Source organism: Pseudomonas sp. BIOMIG1BAC (assembly GCF_001705995.2).
GTDB classification, from domain to species: domain Bacteria; phylum Pseudomonadota; class Gammaproteobacteria; order Pseudomonadales; family Pseudomonadaceae; genus Aquipseudomonas; species Aquipseudomonas sessilinigenes.
This window is the reverse complement of record NZ_CP049045.1, coordinates 2,382,903-2,404,756: the sequence shown is the minus strand read 5'-3', so window position 1 is coordinate 2,404,756 and position 21,854 is coordinate 2,382,903. Positions and strand designations below refer to the sequence as shown.

At 56.8% G+C, this 21,854-nt stretch carries 22 protein-coding genes and 1 pseudogene; 14 read left to right on the top strand and 9 right to left on the bottom strand.

What is annotated here, in order from left to right; all coding sequences use genetic code 11:
• Positions 1 to 73: 73 nt before the first annotated feature.
• The 3 genes from ATY02_RS11405 to ATY02_RS35965 are packed head-to-tail and all read right to left on the bottom strand — an operon-like array spanning position 74 to position 2,957.
• Positions 74 to 1,156 (bottom strand): DUF3800 domain-containing protein, encoded by a 1,083-nt coding sequence (locus ATY02_RS11405; protein WP_068579975.1) that lies wholly within the window; start codon positions 1,154 to 1,156, stop codon positions 74 to 76.
• Between the two features lie 50 nt (positions 1,157 to 1,206).
• The gene (locus ATY02_RS11400) at positions 1,207 to 2,457 is read right to left on the bottom strand and encodes a hypothetical protein (RefSeq protein ID WP_228022267.1); all 1,251 of its coding nucleotides are present in this window, start codon (positions 2,455 to 2,457) and stop codon (positions 1,207 to 1,209) included.
• Complete coding sequence (locus tag ATY02_RS35965) at positions 2,343 to 2,957, bottom strand: hypothetical protein (RefSeq protein ID WP_228022266.1); 615 nt, start codon at positions 2,955 to 2,957, stop codon at positions 2,343 to 2,345. The genes ATY02_RS11400 and ATY02_RS35965 overlap by 115 nt, the downstream gene beginning before the upstream one ends.
• 136 nt (positions 2,958 to 3,093) lie before the next feature.
• Between ATY02_RS35965 and ATY02_RS11395 the strand changes: the two genes are divergently transcribed.
• From ATY02_RS11395 to ATY02_RS11355, 9 genes are read left to right on the top strand one after another with little or no spacing between them, the layout of a single operon-like run.
• The gene (locus ATY02_RS11395) at positions 3,094 to 3,429 is read left to right on the top strand and encodes an RAQPRD family integrative conjugative element protein (RefSeq protein ID WP_068579945.1); all 336 of its coding nucleotides are present in this window, start codon (positions 3,094 to 3,096) and stop codon (positions 3,427 to 3,429) included.
• On the top strand, positions 3,426 to 3,665 hold the full coding sequence (locus tag ATY02_RS11390; protein ID WP_068579947.1) for a TIGR03758 family integrating conjugative element protein: 240 nt from the start codon (positions 3,426 to 3,428) through the stop codon (positions 3,663 to 3,665). Before ATY02_RS11395 ends, ATY02_RS11390 begins: the two co-directional genes overlap by 4 nt.
• A 17-nt stretch (positions 3,666 to 3,682) precedes the next feature.
• Positions 3,683 to 4,054 (top strand): TIGR03745 family integrating conjugative element membrane protein, encoded by a 372-nt coding sequence (locus tag ATY02_RS11385; protein ID WP_068579949.1) that lies wholly within the window; start codon positions 3,683 to 3,685, stop codon positions 4,052 to 4,054.
• 7 nt (positions 4,055 to 4,061) lie between these two features.
• Positions 4,062 to 4,475 carry a TIGR03750 family conjugal transfer protein gene (locus ATY02_RS11380; RefSeq protein ID WP_068579951.1) on the top strand — a complete coding sequence of 138 codons (414 nt, stop codon included), beginning with the start codon at positions 4,062 to 4,064 and terminating at the stop codon, positions 4,473 to 4,475.
• Positions 4,472 to 5,113: a PFL_4703 family integrating conjugative element protein gene (locus ATY02_RS11375; RefSeq protein WP_068579953.1), complete on the top strand. Its 642-nt coding sequence runs from the start codon at positions 4,472 to 4,474 to the stop codon at positions 5,111 to 5,113. The genes ATY02_RS11380 and ATY02_RS11375 overlap by 4 nt, the downstream gene beginning before the upstream one ends.
• Positions 5,110 to 5,922: a TIGR03749 family integrating conjugative element protein gene (locus ATY02_RS11370; protein WP_068579955.1), complete on the top strand. Its 813-nt coding sequence runs from the start codon at positions 5,110 to 5,112 to the stop codon at positions 5,920 to 5,922. Before ATY02_RS11375 ends, ATY02_RS11370 begins: the two co-directional genes overlap by 4 nt.
• Positions 5,912 to 7,429 (top strand): TIGR03752 family integrating conjugative element protein, encoded by a 1,518-nt coding sequence (locus ATY02_RS11365; RefSeq protein WP_068579956.1) that lies wholly within the window; start codon positions 5,912 to 5,914, stop codon positions 7,427 to 7,429. The genes ATY02_RS11370 and ATY02_RS11365 overlap by 11 nt, the downstream gene beginning before the upstream one ends.
• Entirely contained in the window at positions 7,392 to 7,808 is a 417-nt protein-coding gene (locus ATY02_RS11360) for a TIGR03751 family conjugal transfer lipoprotein (RefSeq protein ID WP_068579959.1), read from the top strand. The genes ATY02_RS11365 and ATY02_RS11360 overlap by 38 nt, the downstream gene beginning before the upstream one ends.
• Positions 7,808 to 10,555, top strand: a complete 2,748-nt coding sequence (locus tag ATY02_RS11355) for a conjugative transfer ATPase (protein WP_068579961.1) — start codon at positions 7,808 to 7,810, stop codon at positions 10,553 to 10,555. Before ATY02_RS11360 ends, ATY02_RS11355 begins: the two co-directional genes overlap by 1 nt.
• Positions 10,556 to 10,579: 24 nt before the next feature.
• Here the strand turns inward: ATY02_RS11355 and ATY02_RS11350 are convergent, their stop codons facing one another.
• The 3 genes from ATY02_RS11350 to ATY02_RS11340 form a co-directional block, all read right to left on the bottom strand.
• The gene (locus tag ATY02_RS11350; RefSeq protein WP_068579963.1) at positions 10,580 to 11,326 is read right to left on the bottom strand and encodes a zeta toxin family protein; all 747 of its coding nucleotides are present in this window, start codon (positions 11,324 to 11,326) and stop codon (positions 10,580 to 10,582) included.
• Positions 11,323 to 11,571 (bottom strand): hypothetical protein, encoded by a 249-nt coding sequence (locus ATY02_RS11345; protein ID WP_017529804.1) that lies wholly within the window; start codon positions 11,569 to 11,571, stop codon positions 11,323 to 11,325. The genes ATY02_RS11350 and ATY02_RS11345 overlap by 4 nt, the downstream gene beginning before the upstream one ends.
• Before the next feature lie 188 nt (positions 11,572 to 11,759).
• The gene (locus ATY02_RS11340) at positions 11,760 to 12,017 is read right to left on the bottom strand and encodes a LasR-specific antiactivator QslA (RefSeq protein WP_083235957.1); all 258 of its coding nucleotides are present in this window, start codon (positions 12,015 to 12,017) and stop codon (positions 11,760 to 11,762) included.
• A gap of 159 nt (positions 12,018 to 12,176) precedes the next feature.
• On the opposite strand from ATY02_RS11340, the gene ATY02_RS11335 reads away from it, so the two are divergent.
• The 5 genes and pseudogenes from ATY02_RS11335 (at position 12,177) to istB (ending at position 17,172) form a co-directional block, all read left to right on the top strand.
• The gene (locus ATY02_RS11335) at positions 12,177 to 12,431 is read left to right on the top strand and encodes a helix-turn-helix domain-containing protein (protein WP_068579968.1); all 255 of its coding nucleotides are present in this window, start codon (positions 12,177 to 12,179) and stop codon (positions 12,429 to 12,431) included.
• Positions 12,432 to 12,546: 115 nt separating this feature from the next.
• Positions 12,547 to 13,503 (top strand): TIGR03756 family integrating conjugative element protein, encoded by a 957-nt coding sequence (locus ATY02_RS11330; protein ID WP_068579971.1) that lies wholly within the window; start codon positions 12,547 to 12,549, stop codon positions 13,501 to 13,503.
• Positions 13,500 to 14,759: pseudogene (locus tag ATY02_RS11325) on the top strand (integrating conjugative element protein); the annotation flags it as partial. The gene ATY02_RS11330 and the pseudogene ATY02_RS11325, both read left to right, overlap by 4 nt.
• Positions 14,760 to 14,876: 117 nt before the next feature.
• Positions 14,877 to 16,376: an IS21-like element ISPpu27 family transposase gene (istA, locus tag ATY02_RS11320; RefSeq protein WP_115284415.1), complete on the top strand. Its 1,500-nt coding sequence runs from the start codon at positions 14,877 to 14,879 to the stop codon at positions 16,374 to 16,376.
• Positions 16,369 to 17,172: an IS21-like element helper ATPase IstB gene (gene istB / locus ATY02_RS11315; RefSeq protein ID WP_020300922.1), complete on the top strand. Its 804-nt coding sequence runs from the start codon at positions 16,369 to 16,371 to the stop codon at positions 17,170 to 17,172. The genes istA and istB overlap by 8 nt, the downstream gene beginning before the upstream one ends.
• 154 nt (positions 17,173 to 17,326) lie before the next feature.
• Here the strand turns inward: istB and ATY02_RS11310 are convergent, their stop codons facing one another.
• From ATY02_RS11310 to ATY02_RS11300, 3 genes are all read right to left on the bottom strand, one after another.
• Positions 17,327 to 18,349, bottom strand: a complete 1,023-nt coding sequence (locus tag ATY02_RS11310) for a hypothetical protein (protein WP_228022265.1) — start codon at positions 18,347 to 18,349, stop codon at positions 17,327 to 17,329.
• 1 nt (position 18,350) lies between these two features.
• Positions 18,351 to 19,394 (bottom strand): hypothetical protein, encoded by a 1,044-nt coding sequence (locus ATY02_RS11305; RefSeq protein ID WP_068580277.1) that lies wholly within the window; start codon positions 19,392 to 19,394, stop codon positions 18,351 to 18,353.
• 541 nt (positions 19,395 to 19,935) lie between these two features.
• Positions 19,936 to 21,777, bottom strand: coding sequence for a tyrosine-type recombinase/integrase (locus ATY02_RS11300; protein WP_068580278.1), 1,842 nt, complete (start codon positions 21,775 to 21,777; stop codon positions 19,936 to 19,938).
• Positions 21,778 to 21,854 lie beyond the last annotated feature (77 nt).

Sequence of the window (21,854 nt, the reverse complement as noted above, 5' to 3'; positions counted from 1 at the left end):
TGCAACACAAGTGCTGTTTTTTTATTTCAGTCGATACGATGACACGCGTGCTTGATGGCCGCAGCCCTCCCAGCTAAGCGTACCGCACATCTTTCGAGGCCACGACCTGATTGACCCCGTAACCGGTTCGAGCATCGGATGTGCTGATCAAGCGCTCGACGGCCTTTGCCAGATCAGGATTTACCGTTGCACTCTGGCTATCCCTGAAGTAGCGCATCACCGCCCCCGCCACGACATCCGCTATCTGCAGGCCAATGCCTTCGTGCGACTGCGCAAACGTGAAAGTAGCCATCTCTTCGAAAATAAAGTCCGAGTGTGGAGTGTATGGAACCTGGCTTTGGTCCTTCTGGACTTCCACAGTCGCTTTCCCCAGATGCAGGATATCCTCGAGTTCCAACTGCTGATCGTGAACGATGTGGACACCTTGCAGATTTCGTCTGAAGTAGAGATTCAGGCGCGCGTAGATGTTGGCAAACGAGGTCAGATTGGGAAGCATCCAAACACGCTTGCTGCGCTTGTTGTGATCAGGTGGCGGAAGGAACTGGAGAAATGCGTCAGGATCCTGCTCCTTAAGTTCCAGATACTCGTTACGGGCATCTTCCACCATCATGACTACGCCTCGGGCAATATCTTTCTTCCCTGGGATGTCCAGAAGGCGCACGCCCAGATCCTGAAGCAATGAAAGAGACTGCAGCAGGTGCGCCTCAGAAGGCTCTAGGCAGGCTTGGACAAATGCGTCGAGCACCTGATCCGGAGCTTCAGCATTCAGAAAGTCCGCAACAGTATTCCTAAGGAAGGTCATGGGTGCGCCTTCGGGGAACCCCATGCAAGATGGTAGCAACTGAAAACTCGTGATATGCACGCAGATGAAATAGCGTTTATCCACGAGTTCGACAAACAGAGGCGCACCGATAGACTCCAGGTAGTCTATAACCTCCAAAACAAATTTGGGCTTGGCCATCAGAGACTTGGACTTAAGCTCACCAGGTGAAATCCTGTGCAATGCGCGCAGCTCTTCGATTCGAGTGACAACTGCCGACTCGTCACTCACCCCCACCGCAGCCAGTACGAAGTACGGTTGCCCTTTGAAGTCGAAGCCGTCACAGCTGTTGACTATGTCACCGCTATGACCACTCTCGTCGAGGTAGAACGTCATGCTCAAGGTTGGTCTCCCCAAATTGTAAAATGTCTCCAGGCCCTGCCACATCATGCGCGCGCCAGGATACGGCCCAGGGGACTATTGATTGCCGTGAAGGCGTCGATGACGCCATCTAGGACAAAGTCGAGCGCACGACCATAACCTTGATGCAATGTAGCCGTGTCGAAGTCTTGATCCTGCAACCTCTCGATCTTGCTCACGGCGTCATGGGCATCGGCAATGCGAAGATCGTAGGTGACGAACAGCATTGCAATGTCGCTGTTTTTCGCATTCCAGCCTTCTGGTTCATCCTTGCTTTTTAGTGCGTCCGATGCCTCGCAGTTTTCGTCGAACCTGGTCAGGATGTTCAGTAAGCACTGCAGAAGCTTTAGCTTCCCCAAAGTGGCGATCAACTTTCTCGGGACCCCCATAGCTTCCAGAAGCTGTTTGAGGAAACCGTCGGGCAGCTTCTGCCAAATTTCATGGATGGATTTGCATCGAGCGAGAAAGGCCTGCTGGGTCATGTCCAAGGGCGCGAACTGAGCGAGTTTTGCAACCTGCGGATAATGCAGCCAACCATCGGCTGCAACTTCTTCCCGTGAGAACCCGAGCAGTTCGACAGCCGGTTTTTCGATGCCCAGCGCGGTCCCAAGCCGAGAAAGGTTTTCTCCCAAGGACAGCATTTGCGTGAGGAACCGATCAACTTTGGAAACGATGTGTTCTTCAGTCAGGTCGCACTGTTTCACGATCGCAGGATCCAGGGCGTGGACATGAGCATGCAATGTTTCCCGCTCCGGGACGCCTTTGTACAGATCCCGTAGATCCACCTCGATTAGGTTTCGCCCGATTCGCCGACACCCAGTGAAAGACCACTGCCCAAGATAAGATGGACTGCAATACCAGCCACCATGCGCGTCTATAGGTGTGCTTCCGTACAAGCTGTTTTGTTCATAGCGTTCGAGAAATCTGTCGTCGAGATAGACCGTCGTATCATTTCTCATGATGTCATTGGCACTAGCGTGCGTAACCTTTCCAGCAACACCTGGCCAAGTCAGCCCATCAGCTGTCTGCTGAGGGCAGAGGTTGCAGGAAACTGCGACTACTGTCGCCCATACCTGGAGCAGTAAGCCGTTCTCTGTTTCCTGAAGATCGCCATCAAGCCAGCTCCCCGGCTCGCCAAGAGAATGAAAACGTTCCCCGTTCATCAGCTTGCGCAGTTGCGGGCTGTCTGCGAGCGTCGCCTGATAGAAGAAATGGCGAACGCCGCGTCCCCCCTCAACCACAGATACTTGCGCAGATACTCGTTTGACATGAACCAATTAACATCCCGGGACGGCTTGAAGTGGTATTGCAGCGAAACCTCACCTTCAGCGACTCCGAACTCTGGAAGGCTCAAATCGTCGTAAACCAAACGCTGATGCTCATTGCCAATGCATCGTGGCGTTAAACCCAACGCCATCCATACCTTCTCGGCCAAGGTGTATGTGAAGAACAAGCTGCTGCCCCAGGAGGCAACGACGTAGTCATACCCACTCACATTCGGTGTGAAGTCTTTCACGCTCCCTTTCTCACTTGGAATCGGAACCCCGTGCGCCACCACACTCTGACTATGTAGAACGGGTATCGCGTTACCGTCATCGGGAACGACAGCCATCAACATATGAACCGTCTCGCGGTTCGACTCTGAGCGTTCGGTTTCCGTGAAACTACTCACCTCGACTCTCTGCAACGGATCAGTCCCCACTGGCTCTAGCAGTGAGCGCAACCGCTGCGGTAGCAAGTCGGCCGGAATAGGAAATCTTCCCACGTAATCAAACATCGGTCCTTCTCCTTGAGTGTCGCAAACAGCCTATCAGTCCACTCCCCGAAAAAGCGACTGATCACACCTCAAGTTTCTTAATGAACAATTCGACCTCTGACTCGATTCTGTTCCCAGATCCATATGGGCCAGCATCATGCCAATTACCCCCTTTCGCTGCTTGTTACTGTTCTCGCTTGCTATCGTCGATGGCAGCAGTTATGCCGCATCTGCTCATGAGCAGGAACAGCTCAGCCTAGTCCAGCAGCAGCTAGACGCTATCGAACGCCTCGCAACGCGAGCTGAGGTAGCCAGCACAGCTGAACCCGACGATCGCTATCGCTTCGACTATCCCCGGCTGACTCAGGACATCCAGCGCATCCGCCATGGAGTAAAGGACTACCTGTCCCCTTCGCGCGCTCAGCCCCGCGACCCCATTGAATTTGTAGGTGATTACCGCCTTGACACTCCGTCCGCGAAGCCGTCGCCATGAGTATGACTGACGCCCAGATCGCTGCGTTTCAAAACGCCTCGGGCTTCGCACCGCAGAGCAGTTCGACGCTCTGGCTATCCCTGGTTCTTGTCCTGGCGTTGCTTTGGTGTGCCTGGGTGATGTGGACGGCTTACCGGGGATGGGCGGCCGGCAGTGTGCGCTTCGGCGCCTTCGGCGGCAGTGCCGCGCGCGTCTTGCTCGCCCTACTCGTCCTGATGTTCTTCACCCTGTCCTAACCCTGGAGATCGCCACCATGCTCAAGTGCTTAGTCCCCCTGAAAAACAACCTGCGAGATTGTGCGACCCAGCGCTTGATCGGTCTGCTGCTGGTGCTAGGACCAAGCCTGGCTTTTGCCGAGCTTCCCACCATGGAGGCTCCTTCACGCGGTGAGGGTTCGGGGCTGATCGAGACGATCAAAAACTACGCCTACGACGGCGGCATCCTGCTCTGTCTGCTGATCGCCCTACTCGCTTTTCTGGGTGTGGCCTGGCACTCCCTGACCGTCTATGCCGACGTGCAGAACCAGCGCAAGACCTGGAAGGACCTCGGCGCGGTGGTTGGTATCGGAGCGCTGTTGGTGGTGATCATCATCTGGTTCCTGACCAAGGCCGCCGCGATTCTGTGAGGTCTACGTGAACGACACTATCGAACGCCTTGCTGACGGCACCTTGGTCTTTCTGCCTGAGCGACTCAATCGCGATCCTGCCGTACTGCGCGGTTTGACCAATGATGAGATGTGGGTAGCGCTAGGTACCGGCGCAGTCATCGGCCTGCTGCTGGGCGTGCCTCTGGCGATCGCCACCGCCTCCATTGCCGTGGCGCCGACCAGTATGATCGCGGGCATGGCCGTGGTGATATTGGCCGGTGGCACGCTTTTGCGTCGAGCCAAACGGGCCCGTCCCGAGACCTGGTTGTACCGCAAACTCGAATGGGTACTGGCTAGCCGTTGGCGCTTGGGCCGCGGCAATCTGATTCTCCACTCCGGTCCCTGGACGGTCCGCCGTTCATGTCGGCTGCGTCCTGCCCTATCCCGGTGGCAGCCATGAGCCGCTTTCGGAACAAGGTGGATGCCCAACAGGCCCATATCTTCAGCCTGCGCCTGGCGGTAATGATCCTTGCGTTAGTTTGTGCCGGGCTCTGGTACGGCTGGCGCTCGGCACCGACCGATCTGACTGTGCATGTCCCCCCGGATCTGCGTTCGGGCAGCACGCGCAAGTGGTGGGATATCCCCTCAGAGAATGTCTATGCCTTCGCCCTGTACATCTTTGGCCAACTCAACCGCTGGCCCTCGGATGGCGAACAGGACTACCGCCGCGCTATCTATAGCTTGCAGTCCTACCTGACACCCTCCTGCAAGACCTTCCTCGACGGCGACTACGAATACCGCAAGGCCGCCGGCGAACTCCGCCAGCGGGTACGTGGCGTCTACGAAATTCTGGGCCGAGGCTACAGCGAAGATCCGGAACTCAGGGTCAAGCAACTCGACCGCGACAGCTGGCTGGTCACCCTTGACCTCAACGCTGATGAATATTACGCCGCGGAACCGGTGAAACGGGTGGTGGTGCGCTATCCACTACGCGTGGTGCGTTTCGACCTCGATCCCGAACGCAACAAGTGGGGACTGGCACTGGATTGTTATCAAGGCACGCCACAAAAAATCTCTCTGCCTGGAGGTGAGCCATGAATCGGATGTCTACCTTGGGGCTCACCATCGCACTGATGCTATGGGGAGTTGCAGCGCAGGCCGTCGAGATGATGCGCTGGGAACGCCTCCCTCTCGCGGTCCCGCTGGTGATCAATCAGGAACGGGTGGTCCTTATCGATGAGGATGTTCGAGTCGGCGTACCCTCAACTCTGACCGGCAAGCTGCGCGTGCAATCTACCGGCGGAACGCTGTACCTACGCGCGTCAGAAGTCATTGCACCTACCCGATTACAACTGCAATCGGTCGCGACGGGCGAGATCATCCTCTTGGACATTGCAGCCACGCCTGGCGAGCAACCGCTGGAACCCGTGCGTATTCTCAAGAATGCTCAGGGACAGCCTACCGAGGCTGAATCTAGCACCGTCCCTGTTCCAGAACGTACGCCAATCCCTGTTGCTTTGGCGCGCTACGCCGCGCAAAGCCTATACGGTCCGCTGCGCACCGTGGAGTCCCTGCCCGGCGTACGCCGCGTCCCGCTCAAGCTGCGCACCGAACTGCGGCCCCTGCTGCCGAGCGAAAACGTTTCCAGTACCTCTATCGCCGCCTGGCGGCTCGGTGACTATTGGGTGACGGCCGTGAAGTTGCGCAATCGAGGTACAGCGACGGTGCAACTAGATCCGCGTCAGCTTCATGCAAAGCTGTTCGCCGCGACCTTCCAGCATGCTTTCCTCGGGCCGGTCGGCAGTGCGGAAGACACCACGATTGCCTACCTCATCACGCGCGGTGCCGGCCTCGAACACGCCCTGATGCTTCCGCCCGTTGCGCTAGGTGCTGACGATGAAGACTAACGCCTTGCTCAAATGGCTGGTACCGGCTGCGCTGCTGGGCGTAGTGCTGATCATCATGAAAAGCTGGGTCGCGGGAGGCAGTACGCCTTCTCCAGAGCACCCAGTTGATCAGGGCGATATTCAATTATCTGCCGAGCAAGCCAAGTCGCTCGGCATTGCGGGCGATACCCCACGCGACACGGTCGCCACCTTGGTAGGCCAAGTGAAGGCCATGCGCAGCGACATGCTCGGTTTGAAGAAACACAATGATTCACTGCAAACGGAAAATAATCGCCTTCGCGAGCGGGAAAACAGTGTTGACTCGCGAATCCAGATGGCGCTTGGCAGTGTGACCCAACAGGTCGACGAAGGCCGCCGACAAGCCAACGAGGCCCGACTCAAAGCAGAACAAGACAGTCGTCAGGCTCGCGGTCTGCTGACGCAACTGCAGGAACAGTTGTCGGGGCTGACCGGCAAAGGCAAGGACACGCCGATCGGACTAGGGCTTGAACCGGGCGACGGTGCTCAGCTCGAAGGGCAGCATTCTGCCAATGATGCATTTCAATGGATTGAGCCCTCGGATGCTCTGCCCATCGACGCCCAGGGCAAAACCAAGACCGTGTCCGCGCTGAGTCTGCCTACTGCCTTCAACTCACTGGAGGGTTTGAAGGACAATGCCATCGACCGCAGCCAGAAGCAGTTACGCGAGGTCACCAAGGGTGAACGTGAACTGACACGCTCCGCTGATCGTACCGAAGGCGCGAAGCCGGTCTACACGATCCCCGAAAACGCCACGCTGATGGGCTCGATCGCCATGACCGCGCTGATCGGCCGAGTCCCGGTGGACGGCACCGTGAGTGACCCCTATCCCTTCAAGGTGCTGGTCGGTCCGGAGAACCTGACGGCCAACGGCATCGACCTGCCGGACGTTGCGGGGGCCGTGATGAGCGGTACGGCGTCCGGTGACTGGACCCTGTCTTGCGTTCGCGGACAGATCGAGTCGATCACCTTTGTATTTACCGATGGCACCATCCGCACGGTGCCTCAGCCAAAGGCAGTAGCCAGCCGCAACGCCTCCACCACTCAGAGCTCGAACACCGACAAGATCCGTGGCGGACTCGGTTACCTGTCCGATCCATATGGCATCCCGTGCATTGCCGGCGAACGCCGCTCAAACGCTCAACAGTACCTCGGCAGCCAGAGCTTGATCACTGCCGCCGGCGCCGGCGTCGCCGCCTTGCTCGGGGATGAGCAGAACAACAGCAGCGTGATCAGTTCGGGCGGCAGTACGCTCGGGGTTACCAGCAGCAGTGGCAATAGCGCGCTGAATTCAATTCTCAGTGGTGGGGTCAGCGACATCCGTGAGTGGATCAACAAACTCTATGGCGAGACCTTTGCTGCCGTGTACGTGCCACCGGCCGCCCAAGTCGCTCTTCACCTCGACCATGAGATCACCATCGACTACGAGCCCAAGGGCCGGAGCGTTCGCCATGAAAAAGACCACGTTTCTCTGCCTGACCTGGATTAGCGTGTTTTCCTTGGTCCTGACAGGGTGTTCCACTGACAAGGACACGCTGCTGCCCCATGGCGAGCAAACCACGCTGGACATCTGGAACGGCGCCGGGTCGCAAGGCACTCAGCAGCAACTGTTGGATGCTCGGCAGCAGTTACGCCGTCCGTTGGCTCAAGCAGATTTCTCCGTTGCTCTCCAAGAACCGTATACGCGCACAGCGGCGAACGAAATTCGCAATCTGTTCCCTCGCTTGCCCAATCCCGATCTGGTGCTGTACGTATATCCGCACCTGAGTGGTACCGAGCAGGCACCGATCCCAGGTTACTCGACAGTCTTTCCGTTCTACCAACGGGTGCAGTACGCATTGCCGGGTGAACGTCAGGAAGACTTGTAATGCGTACCGGCGACTCGGGCAAGCGTACCCCTGCGTGGAAATGCTGGCGCAACCCATTGCTCCCTCGCGCCACCTTGGCAGATGAAGCTGCACTCTATGCGCATAACCCCAGCTTCACCGATCATCTGCCATGGGTTGAATACCTCGATACCGAGCAGTGTTTCCTATTGGATGACAATCGCTCGGTGGGCGCAGTGTTCGAGTTACTGCCCATCGGCACCGAAGGGCGCGAACCCGATTGGCTGATGGCTGCCCGCGATGCCCTTGAGGATGCCTTGCAGGATAGTTTTGATGAGTTGGATCAAGCGCCTTGGGTGGTGCAGTTTTTTTGCGAGGACGACAATGACATCACGCCCTATCTGACTCGGTTCACCGATTATATTCAGAACAGCGCGCGAGGCACGGTGTTCACCGAAGCGTACAAGGATCTTACTCGCCGACATCTGAAGGCCATCGCCAAGCCCGGTGGTCTGTTTGAGGATAAGGTGGTGACACGCCTGCCGTGGCGCGGAAACAACCGCCGGGTGCGCCTGGTAGTCTACCGCTGGCTTGAGTCTGACCCTAATGAGACAGGACTCACACCGGTGCAATCCCTGCATCAGGCTTGCGAACGTATCGCTGCTTCGTTGCAGGCGTGCGGAGTGCAATCAACGCAAGTCGATGGCCGAAGCTTGTATGCCTGGTTGTTGCCCTGGTTCAATCCAGCCCCCAGGCTCACCGATGAAGCACCCGAGGAGTTCTACCGCCGTGTGGCCTATCCGGAGTCGGGCGATGGCGAGTCGCTGAAACTACCCTTCGATCACGATTTTGCCGAACGCCTGTTTTTCAATGAGCCGCATTCGGATGTACAGCGCGGACTCTGGTACTTCGACGGTCAGCCCCATCGGGTAATGGTAGTGGACAAATTGCGACGCCCCCCGTTGATTGGCCAACTCACTGGCGAAACCCGCAAGGGTGACGCGGTGAATGCTCTATTCGACCAATTGCCCGAAGGCACGGTGATGAGCCTGACCATGGTGGTCAAAGCCCAAGATGTACTTGAGGACCAATTGAACCGCCTGGAGCGAAAATCCATCGGTGAAAACCTGGCCTCGACCCAGACCCGTCAGGATGTCGAAGAGGCTCGCGCGATCATCTGCCGCCAGCACAAGTTGTACCGGGGCACCCTGGCGTTCTACGTGCGCGGTCAAGATGAACAGCAATTGCACCAGCGCTCGGTCAGCCTAGCCAACGCGCTGCTGGGTGCGGGGCTGCAACCGGTGTGCGAAGGCGATGAAGTCGCCGCCTGCAACAGTTACTTGCGTTGGCTACCGATGGCTTACAACCCGGCCCGCGACACTCGCAACTGGTACACGCGGCTGATGTTCGCCCAGCACCTGGCAAACCTGGTTCCGGTGTGGGGCCGCAGCACCGGCACCGGCCACCCGGGCATCACCCTGTTCAATCGTGGTGGCTCGCCGTTGAGTTTTGATCCGTTGTCACGCCTGGACCGAGCCATGAATGGTCATCTGCTGTTGTTCGGCCCCACTGGCGCCGGCAAGTCGGCCACTCTGGTCACCCTGCTGATGCAGGTCATGGCGGTGTACCGCCCTCGCCTGATTATCGTCGAGGCCGGCAACTCATTCGGCCTGCAGGGAGACTACTTCGCGACACAGGGCCTGTCGGTCAACAAGGTCCAATTGAAACCTGGCGCCTCGGTCAGTCTCGCCCCGTTCGCCGATGCTTGGCGCCTGGTCGAGCAGAAGGATCAGGTCGCAAGTCTGTCGATCGATGAGCTGGACGATGAGGTGGTAACCAGTCGCGAAGACCAGCGCGATGTTCTCGGCGAACTGGAAATCACCGCCCGCCTGATGATCACCGGCGGCGAGGCCAAGGAAGAGGCGCGCCTGAGTCGAGCCGATCGCAGCCTGATCCGCGAGTGCATTCTCGATGCGGCGCAGACCTGTGTTGCCGCCGGCCGCCAGGTACTGACCCGCGACGTGCGCGACGCGTTGCTGCGCATCGCCGCCGACCCGCACTTGCCAGAGAAACGTCGCGAGCGTGCCCAGGAAATGGGCGAGTCCATGGACCTGTTTTGCCAGGGTTTCGAGGGTGAACTGTTCGATCGTGAAGGCACGCCTTGGCCCGAGAGCGATGTGACCATTGTCGATCTGGCCACCTACGCTCGCGAAGGCTACGAGGCACAGATGTCCATCAGCTACATCAGCCTGATGAACACCGTGAATAACCTTGCCGAACGAGACCAGTACCTGGGCCGACCGATCATCATGGTCACCGACGAGGGCCATATCATCACCAAGAATCCGCTGCTGGCGCCCTTCGTGGTCAAGGGCACGAAGATGTGGCGCAAGCTCGGAGCCTGGTTCTGGCTGGCGACGCAAAACCTTGCCGACTTCCCCACCGCCGCGCAGACCATGCTCAACATGATCGAATGGTGGATTTGCTTGAACATGCCGCCTGCGGAAATCGAAGAAATCGCACGGTTCAAGAAACTCACGCCGGCACAGAAAGCCTTGCTGCTCTCCGCCAGTAAGGAGCCCGGAAAATACACTGAAGGAGTCGTGCTCTCGAAAAAGCTCGAAACGCTGTTTCGGGCCGTGCCGCCCAGTCTTTATCTCGCCCTGGCCATGACGGAGCCCGAGGAAAAAGCCGAACGCTGGACACTGATGCAGAGCACCGGCTGCTCGGAATTGGAGGCGGCTTACCGGGTAGCTGAACGGATCGATAGGATGCGAGGAATTAAGTGAAACGGAGCTGATCCTAGGTTTCGATCAACCCGGCAGCAAATCCTTGAACACCTTCTCCACGTAGGCTTGCATGAACCAGTCAGGGATCTCATCAGCCCTGAATTCAAGGTCAGTCCCGTCCGTTACTTCAGCGAGCAACACCAGATCAGCGCCGGAGTTATCAAAGATATAAGCCCGGTTCGAGGCTGCGATGGCTGCTGGCAATAGGTTCAGGCAACGACCGTAGCGCTGCACAATTTTTTCCGTGGGGACTGGGTGCCCACCTGCCGCGACACGGTTCTTGACCCTGTTGATATTGATGTCAGGATCTTCAGTGGCGACAAAGTAGAGGTAGGTTCGATATCCCGACGCTTTTGCCTTAAGCATAAAAGCGACTTTGTCCTCGCTAGACATCACCGTTTCGAAGGTGAAAGACAACTGGGCTTCAAGGAGCTTGTGCCGCATGAAATCAGAGAGCACGGAAGCAAAATAGGAGTTCATCGCGACGGACTGGAAATTCAGGCCATTATTGCTGAAGCCTATTTTGGATGTCTCTTCAACGAGCTGGGTCGACCGAATCAGTCGGTGCGCCTTGATAAAGCCGAGAACCTCGTCACCTTCGACTTCCAGTTGAAAATCGCTGAACTCCAGGCGTCCGCCCTCTTTGGCAGCCTTTTCGATTTCATCCGGGTTGATGTAGATCCCGATCAGGTGGGAAGGGACGGCACTTTTCATTGTGCTTTTACCGGAACCATTAGGGCCGGCAAACACCCTCAGCCGAGGGATGGTCATGAGCAGCGGTGCACCTTGATAATCCCGCCCAAGGTCACTTTATGCTTAGGCTTGGCCACTCGAATAACCTTGTGCTTACCGTCGGCAGTCGTCTCAACGAGCTTGCCGTCCATGACTTCCATCACGCTGCGTCCGGCCGCCAGCGCGTTGATATAGGCCGTATTGATCGCACCTTCAGCCATGGCTGGGATTTTACCCTCCAGTCGGCTCACCAGATCGTCACTCAACACTTGGTCGGCTTTCATACCGCGCTCCACGTTCTCAGAGCGTGCAGAATCTGCACTTATCAGAATCCTAGCTACGTAAATCTGTTTATCACAGACCAACGCCATTTCTGTCAGATCTCCATTCTAGAGGAATGGAGCCTGGAACCATACCTTCCAACAGATTTTCGTGCCGTAAGCCCATATCACCAGGACTGGGAGCCGTATGGTTACGATGACACGCTCTGAAGCCTTTGCTGAATTCTCAATAAAAAACCGGCTTCGAAGGCATCCTGGCAGTCTCCTGCAGGACAGGTCTTCCGTGCCTGCGCCAGTTCCCACCACAGCGGTACGTCACCGGGTGTATTAAGCCAGGCCTGGGCGCATTGCACGCCACGTTCGATCATAGGCGCAAATTCGCTGCCCCACGGTGTCAAAAGTCTCGGGCAACCATCCGCCGCCGGAATTGAAACGTAATTTTCGTCCATAGACACCTTAGCTTTCGATTTAATTATTAATGCTGGGTCTGTCCCAAGCAGCATAGAAACAAAACTGGCACTTCGCTTAAGCATCAAAAAATAGCCCAATCAGGCCAATGTAGACTATATCCCGTGGATTGAGAGTCCCTCAAGGCGCAGTTTGCGCGCATGACTCAAGACTACGAACAGCTCCGTCTGCAACTTGCGGAGAACATCCGCTCGATGCGACGTGTGAAGAACCTTACCCAGGAGCAATTGGCGCTCATGGCCGAGGTGGATCGTACCTATGTGAGTCAAATCGAACGAGGGGTAGGCAACCCGTCGTTGTTGGTCCTCTGCAAACTCGCCAACATTTTCGAAATCAAAACGGATCAGTTGCTCATCGAGTCTGACGAGCTTGCTCGTAAGCTGAGCGCTGGATGACCATCTGCTGATCTAGAAGGTCGCTGTAAACCGACAATCCTGCGTTCGGCTTTCTCAGTGACACCCTTCTTTCTATCATTGAACCTGTCCAGGCCATACACCCAGAGCCTGGATCATGTCTGCTGCCTGCCCGCACATTTTGCCCCGGAAGTTACATCCTTTGTTGCTGAGCATTCTGCTGGCATCCGGGCCAAGCGTAGCGTTGGATACCGGCAGCATTACCGCCTCCGTACTTTCTCCAGACTGCCTCGAGTACAAAGTCGTCGGCATCTGCTTCTGGTTACTCTGTACCCCCTTCGGCTGCACGGTTAAAACCTCGACCAAGGTTCGTCACTTCATTCCTGAGCTGGTGGTCTCGAGCTATGCCACCACTGGTGCCAATCCTTGGACCGAGATGGCCGCGCTCTCCTCTCCCACCAGCGGTGCGGAAGGTGGCGGAAACCTGATCACGCCAAACACGCAACGCGACAACCTGCCTCGTTTCAAAAACGTTGACGGTATCGGCCATCCCGGTGGTCGGGCCGCCACACAACTTGCCTCGCAATCCGGCTATGCCTGCGCCAGCGGTGCCACTGCGTTCATGCCCTACTACCTGAGCACTTTGGACTCACTGGCCTGGCGTCATGGCATCCCGGAAAGCCTTTATCCCGAGTCGCTCTTACCGGGAGTCCGTGAGATCGGTCGTCAGCTCGCGGGGAATATGTGGGGCAACGTCTATCCCCGGCAAGGATTTCTGGTACAACCCGACGACTTCAAAGCCGCTGCAGTGATGGCGCAGCGGGCGGGCGATGTCATTACCCGCAACTGGCAACCGCACGTGTATGTCCCACTCATACCCGTACCACGCGACGGTTATTGGCCGCCTGGCCCAATCGTTGAAAACGACGCTTCGACCCACAAATGGCAATTGCTCTCTCCCGTGGTTCAACCCACATGTGCCATCTTCCCCAGCGATCCGGTGCAGAGCGCGGATGGCGGCTACGCCTGGTCGCTCTGGCGTCCTTATAGCTGCTGCAAGCGTGAGGGACAGACCTTCTTGTTCAGCATCGACTTCGAAGGTGGTGCTTCATGAGTAGGCATATTGCAAAACCCTGGTTGGGCCCGATGGGTTTGTTGCTCTGCGGACTGCTCGCCTTGGCCACGCATGCCGACGCCGCCGAGGACGATTACCGTCTAGGCACTCAAGGTGAAGTGCTCGACGACAGGGTGATGTACACCATAGGTGGTGGCTCGGCAGCGGGCTCGCCGAGCTCACTCTATCGCCCCAACGGTCTCGGAGTCGGCGGATCCTGGCAGGCGAACATGATGTGCGGAAACATGAGCCTCACCAACACCTTGCAAAACCAGTTGAACGGCGTCACCGAAGGGTTCCAGCAGATCATGGGCAGCATTGTGCAGAACGCGACCCAAGCGGTGATGTCGCTGCCTGCGTTGATCATCCAGCGCGCCAACCCCGGGCTTTATGAGTTGTTGAGTAACGGGGTGATGCAAGGGCGCATCGACTTCGACCGTTCCAAACTGACCTGCCAGGCCATGGCCGAGAAGATGGCTGACAAGGTCGGCCAAGCCGGCTGGGGCGCATTGGCCAAGAACCAGGAGATGCAGGGCAACCTCGAACATACCGGCGGTGATGCGGTGGCCGCGGTGAAAAACACCGAGGCCCGTAACGGCAATAATGGGGTGTCATGGGTCGGCGGGCAGAAGGCTGGAGGTAGCGGACAAACACCCATCCGGGCAACCTCCGATGTGGTGCGCGCGGGCTACAACCTGCTACATAACCGGTCCGTGGATGACAGCGCCTCGATCAGTAGCAGTGATTGCCTGGGCGGCGCTATTTGCCAGGCATGGACCTCACCCCAAGAGGAATCCGAATGGGCTGTTCGAGTGTTGGGCGAGACCGAAGTCGCGACCTGCGACACCTGCGAGACTCTACGGGCTACCGCTGGCAGCGGACTGACGCCGCTAATACAGGAGGCCTACAGTGAACACCTCAAGACCCTGCAAGGATTACTGTCCGGTTCTCTTCCGCCTAGCCCTGACAATCTGAGCAAAGCCTCCAGCCCGATGCTGCCGGTGACCCGGGGGGTGATCGACGCCCTGCGCGACGATCCTGATCAGGAAATCCTGGCGCGGCGCCTGGCCAGTGAGACGGCTCTATCCAGCGTGCTCGACAAAGCGCTCCTGCTATTGCGCACGCTGCTGGCAGGCAGCCACGAACCTAACATCGCTTCCGCCGAACCGGCCCAAATGGCCTTGACGAAAAACATCGACACACTGGAGCGCGAGATACGCCTGCTACAAACCGAGTTGCAGGTCCGGCAGATGCTCACTGTTGCCGCTGACCGAAAACTGACCCAGTAAAGGCTGTTCTGCCGACTGAAAACTGACCCAGGTGTTCAACTGCTTCTGCTCACTTTTCGAGCAGGAGAACACAGGGTGATCAGCATGGAAATGTTGGGAAAAATCCGGCGGATGTACTTCCGCGACAAGCTCTCGCTGCATCAGATAGCCAAGCGTACCGGACTGTCGAGAAACACCATTCGAAAATGGGTCAGAGCACCCGAAGCCACCCAGCCGGCGTACCAACGGTGCGCAACCTTCAACAAACTCAGTCCATTTCACGAGACGCTGGAGCAGGCGCTCAAGGCCGATTCGTTTCGGGCAAAGCACAACCGCAGGAGTGCCAAAGCACTCTTCGAACAGATCAAGGCCGAGGGGTACGACGGCGGCTACAGCCAACTCACCGCCTTTATACGCTCGTGGCGCGGCGAGCAAGGCAAGTCTTTACGAGCCTTTGTGCCGCTGACCTTTGCACTCGGGGAGGCCTTTCAATTCGACTGGAGCGAAGAAGGTCTGCTGATCGGCGGCCTGTTCCGACGCATCCAGGTCTCCCATATGAAGCTGTGCGCCAGTCGCGCATTTTGGTTGGTTGCGTATCCCAGCCAAGGCCACGAGATGTTGTTCGATGCCCATACCCGCTCGTTTGGCGCGTTAGGTGGGGTGCCGCGTCGCGGCATCTACGACAACATGAAGACCGCTGTCGACAAGGTCAACAAGGGTAAGGGCCGCACGGTCAATGCTCGGTTTGCCGTGATGTGTGCGCACTACCTGTTCGACCCGGACTTCTGCAACGTCGCTTCCGGCTGGGAAAAAGGCATCGTTGAAAAGAACGTCCAAGACAGCCGACGGCGCATCTGGCTCGATGCTCAAAACTGCATGTTCCACACCTTCGAGGAATTGAATGCCTGGCTCGGCCAACGCTGCCGTGCGCTCTGGGGCGAACTGCTGCACCCGCAGTACAACGGGCTGACCGTGGCGGACGTCCTGGAGCTGGAACGCGCTGAATTGATGCCGATGCCGACTGCCTTTGATGGCTACGTCGAGCGCACCGTACGGGTCTCCAGCACCTGCCTGATCAGCGTGGCGCGAAATCGCTATTCGGTGCCGTGTGAGCGGGTCGGCCAGTGGGTCAGCAGCCGTTTGTATCCTTCCCGGGTGGTGGTCATCGCCGATGAAACGACGATTGCCAGCCACGAGCGTCTGTTTGATCGAGATCAGGTCAGTTTTGACTGGCAGCATTACATCCCGCTTATCGAGCGCAAGCCTGGAGCGCTGCGCAATGGCGCTCCGTTTGCTGATCTGCCGAAGCCGTTGCAGCTGCTAAAACGCGGTCTGAGGCGTCACGCCAATGGTGATCGAGTCATGACGCAGGTACTGGCGGCTGTTCCCATCGCCGGGCTCGACGCCATATTGGTGGCTGTGGAGTTGGTACTTGAATCAGGCAGCTTGAGTGCTGAGCACATCCTGAATGTCCTGGCTCGACTGACATCGACAGCAGCCCCTCCGTCCGCCGAAACCAGCCTTCAACTCAAGATAGCGCCTGTCGCCAATACGGCACGCTACGACCGGCTCCGTACCACCGATGAGGAGACTCGCAATGCGTGATCTTATGGCGGAACTCAAAGAACTGCGTCTGCATGGCATGGCCAGCGCCTGGGAAGAACTAGCCTCGCAAGGAGAAGCTTCGACGGCATCCTCGAAATGGCTACTTGAGCATCTTCTCCAACAAGAACATGCGGATCGAGCGGTGCGCTCAGTGAACCACCAGATGAACATGGCCAAACTCCCCATGCATCGTGATTTGGCCGGCTTCGACTTCAGCGCTTCCAGCGCAGATGCCCGCCTGATCAGGGATCTGTCCAACCTGGAGTTCACCGATACCGCGCAGAATGTCGTGTTCATCGGCGGGCCTGGAACAGGCAAAACACACCTCGCCACCGCCTTGGCTGTGTCCGGGATCACGACGCATCACAAACGCGTGCGCTTCTACTCCACGGTGGATCTGGTCAATCTGCTGGAACGCGAAAAGTACGACGGCAAGACGGGCCGCATCGCTCAAGGGCTGCTACGAACAGACCTGGTGATACTCGATGAACTGGGGTATTTGCCCTTCAGCCAGAGCGGTGGTGCCCTGTTATTTCACCTGCTGTCCAAGCTGTACGAGCACACCAGCGTGGTGATCACCACCAACCTCAGCTTCTCGGAATGGTCGAGCGTGTTTGGTGACGCCAAGATGACAACGGCGTTGCTGGATCGGCTGACACACCACTGCCACATCGTCGAAACGGGCAACGAGTCCTACCGCCTGCAACACAGCAGCTTGGTCGCCCAGACGAAGATCATGTCACGTGAACGAAAGCGCAAAGACAATGATGGTGCCGAGGACGATGAGCTGTTTTGATCCGCACCAAAAATACCCTGCCGCATGCCCACATGCGGTGGGGGCTTAATGCCTCTTCCACCGGGACACGACTGCTAAGCTTATCCACAATTGCTGATGCCAAAATCAGCAATCCGCCCTGGGTCAATTTTCAATCGGCAGGGTGGGTCAGTTTTCAATCAGCGCCGACAGTCTGGTTACCAAACTGAGCCTCAAACAGGACTAGCTCAGATCCAACGAGCTTCTCACGAGCTTTCCATCGAATCTTCCACATATAGAACCCGTGGCCTTCAAGCTCAAGCAACTGCTTCGACTCCAGGACACCCTTACCCTTCAGGGACGCCTTGTCGATGCGGATGATCTTGTGAATCCTGGCTTCTGGCTGCGGCCTGGCCAGTTCGGCTTCAGGGTCGCCATCCCCCACTTCGTCCCCCTCATCTTCTGACTCAACCTCAATCGAATCCTCGATCACCAGCGCATCGTCACTGAGATCCAGGTCATCATCTTCTTGGTCTTTAGGGTTGAACGTGGAGACGTCGACCACATCGACCACCTCCATGTCCTTGAGATTGCGGATCAAGCTGCGAAGAAAGTTCGTCCTGATGCCCGCATCAGGGACCGCCTCCAAGGAAATGGTTCGGGTCGCCACGTCCTGATCAGTGACGATCTCGATTTGGGAATACAACTGATCTGTGATGTCCTTGAACTTGTCGTTCATGGGGCCAGTGATCTTCCAGCCACTGCCCTGCTTCTCGAGGATCACCTCCGCCGTCTTCTCAACCACCTGACGGAACTCTGCCTGACTCAGATCGAGCTTCTGGTATTTGACGGTGAGCTTGAGCTGATCACCGTGGACGGCCACTTCAGCCTGCTCGTGCTGGTCATCCACCAGCCATTCCTTGACGGAGGTGAGAGCGTCGGTCAGTTGGTCTTTAGTAACCGCTGTCGTGACGACCACGTTGGTGGTTTTCTCACGACTGTCACGGCCACCCACCAAGAGCGACAGATTCCGATAATCGTAGTAGTCATGGAATAGGGCACTGAATCGATTGGCTAGGAATTTTTTGTCCGACTCGTTGGAGATCACGATCCCTCTGGAGAGGAAGACTTTTCTGAGCTCAGCGCTCGTCAGGCTTCGCTGCGTTAGCGCATCGTAGATCGCTTTGTCGGATGCAAAGTACAAACTACCCATTCTCATGTCAGTCTCGCTCCCATCCGATCGCTTCGGGCTTATAGTTCGGAATCGCGTGATTCACGATCTCCAGTTCGATCGCCTGCAGTTTCCGTTTGCGGTTTTCGTCTTCGCCCCACTCGGTCACATAGCTGTTGATGGCAGCATTGAAGTTGCTGAGGATGCTGCTGTGATGGTGGCGATTGGCAACTCTGATTCGGATTTTCAAGTCCTTGTTGGCGTTGAGGATCTGGAACCTGGATAGCGCGTCAAATAGGTACCTGAACTCGATCTCGGTGCTACCATCGCGGCGATAATAAATCAGATAGCCTTCGCTATACGTTTCAGTCACGTTTTTGGCTTTCTCGCAGTACGACATCACCTCTTTGTGGTGAATGATCATATATGGCGAAGCGATGAGCTCTGCGGTTGCCGCACGATCCCAGTACTCACCACTAGCCTTGTGCAAGACGAGGTCAGGGTAATAGAAGGTGTAATTTTCCTTCGGGAATGTCCCTTCTGCTCTGAGGGTGTTTACATCGAGCTGCAGCGTCTTCAGGTAATTGATTAATGAAGGTTCGACGATATGAACCTGCTGAGAATCTTTGATATGCAGATTCTCACCTTTGTAATCCTTGAAATGATCGTAGAAATTCTTGTCGTATTCGTCATCGTGGTTATAGACGAATAGCATCCCACGAATTTCATACTTCTCACGCTTGGCCAAATGGTAGCGAGTCTGCCATTCCAGCGAAGCACGGGCACAGTCGATGGTCTTGCCCAGGGACTTCAGGGCCTTCTTGATCGAGTCCAGCGTGATGGAGCCAACCGCATAGCTTTTCAAATCGGTATGAAGGTAGATGGCTTTGTTCAGATAAGGATCTGCGTACTTGAACACCACGTCAGTCGGGTGCGTGTGCTCAGACTTCTTCAAGGGCGCGTGTGTTTCCTTCTTCACACAGGCGAAGTTGAGGTTGGCAGGCCCCTCTTTCTTCCAGCGGAAGAAGTTGAAGATGTCGCTGGAAACGAGCTCCGCGAGCCTCGCAATTTTTTCGGTTTCGCCGCCTGACATGGTCGTTCCTGTCACGAAATGAATGCGCAGGAACGGTACCGGCAAGGAGATATTGGCCCTAGCCGTGGAGGTGCGTCCTGCTGCAAATATGGCCTCATGCCAGCACAAAGTACCGTAAAAAATCGTGCCCGGCCACCAGTTGATGGGTGATTACCCGCGCATCACGTGTTGCGGTGGAGAGGAGCCCCCGGAAGGGACTTCCAATCCAGTTAAAAACGGAAACCTGGCCCCAGTGAAATCAGGATTGCGGATTGAGGATCACATTCGCTCGGCAGGCTGAGCGAAAAAAAACCGGCACGAGGCCGGGTGGTTACCCGCCATCCCCAAAGACGCAGCCCCCAAATGAGAGGGATGGAGAGCTGACAAGAGAGGGTGGGAGCGAGATGTTGCCTAAGGGTGTCTTCCTGCGCAATAGAAGCCTCTTGCCGAACACCTCCGCCGCACCTCAGGCAACTCGTGAAGTCCACGCATTTAGGGCAGCCCGAGCTAGATGGACCCAAGCAAGCAGCTACATCTGTTATCACAGCACGAAGACAGCACCTCAGCTTGAACCCAGCGCACTGCAAACGATTTGTGCGGTCCCTTCGAAATTTTCCATATTGAGCATATCGATTGGCGCGCGACCTTTTAATCGCTCATGAGGCTTACAAAGAGCGCCATAAAGCCTCCATGCATCGACATCCGGAAACCGCGCTAATGCAGCAAGTACCAACTTGTGCCGCAGTGGATCAAGCTGCCAATCAGGAATGCGTTGACCGCGATTCCCAAGGCTCAGGGACAACAGGCGCCGAGCTTTGATATCGCGGTTGATCTGATCTCGGGATTTGCCTGCCAGTTTGGCGAAGACAAGCAGCGGCAAATTATTCGAAGCTTCATAGGTGGCTAGCATCTCGGCGCGCTGACGTTGTATCTCAGATACTTGGGGTTCGCGCAGCTGTTCAGTCTGCGTTGAAGCAGATAGGACAGGTGAATACTGATCCGCGTTAAGGACCGGTTCGTTGCTGATGGACTTTTTAGAGGCTGAGACCGTCGTCGCTGGGAAGCCACTGCTGCACAGAACGGCGTTTGCGTTCGCGTTTTCCAACGAAGGTAACGAAGCTGCGCCCTCTAGACGAATGGTAAGCGGAGAGCTTGCCGCTTTCAGCTGGCCCTGCCCCCACAGATCCAGACGATTCGCCCAATCCTGCATCATGGTCCGGCGCTGCTCCACGTATTCCGCGTGATTGTAGGCCGCACTCACCTTGTCCGGGTCGGCATGAGAAAGCTGAGCATCCACCCACACCTTCGGATATCCGATCTCGTTCAGCGCCGTCGAGATCGTCGCCCTCATCCCATGACCGGTGAGTTGATCGGCATACCCCATCCGACGCAACGCGCCATTCAGCGTGTTCTCACTGATACGCTTGCTCAGGTCGCTTCGATGCGCAAACAAGTAGCACTGTGCGGGGACAACCTGCTCCAACAAATGACGCACTATCTCCAGAGCCTGAACCGACAACGGCACGATGTAGGGCGGTATGTTTGCGACCTGCTTACCTGGCTTTCGCATGGCTAGCTGGAGTTGTTTCACCACCTCCGCCGGTATGACCCACAACCGCTTTTCCAGATCGAACTGGTCAGGTGTAGCCAACCGCAACTCGCCCGTGCGGACACCGGTCAGCAACAACAACCGAAGGCCAAGCCGAGTTTGGTTGGCACCGCCGTAGTTTCGAAGAGCAGCCATCAATCCCGGAAGCTCATCCATACGAAGAAATGGATTGTGCGTAACCGGAGGTTTGGGAAGTGCAACTACATCAAGGTCTGAAGCTGGGTTGTGTTCCAGCCCCTCGATCTTCACCAGCGCATAGCGGAACAATTGGTTGAACCAGGTCCGGCATTTTTCGGCCGTCGTTAAGGCCTTGCGCTGTTCGATCCTGCTCAGCAAATCCAATAGATCGTGACGATTGATATCGTAGATGGAGCGCCCGCCCAGCGTGGGCAGGACGTCCTTATTGAAGATTCTCAAGATCTGCGAGAGCGTGCTCTGGCGCCCTTCCTTCAGGCTTAGCCTGCGGAACTCTACCCACTGATTGAACACGGCCTCGAAGGTGTGCTCCTTCGCAGCATGAACAGCAAGTCGCTGTTGTTTACGATGCTCATAGGGATTGATGCCCTGGGCAACCAAGGCGCGCGCCTCGTCACGTCGAGTACGTGCATCTTTGAGGGAGATTTGCGGGTAACAACCCAAGGACATGCGCTTTTGCTTGCCCGCCCAGTAGTAGCGGAAGAGCCAGACTTTTCCGCCTCTGGCCGTCACGTTGAGTGTGAGACCATCACTGTCACCGAGGGTGTAGTCGTTACCAGTTATTCGGGCATGCCGAACTGTCATTTCTGAGAGTGCCATCGCGAGCTCCTGAACAGAGTCAGGGCCAGATGCTCATCTCGCTACACAATCTGCTCCAGCATTAAACCGATTCAGTG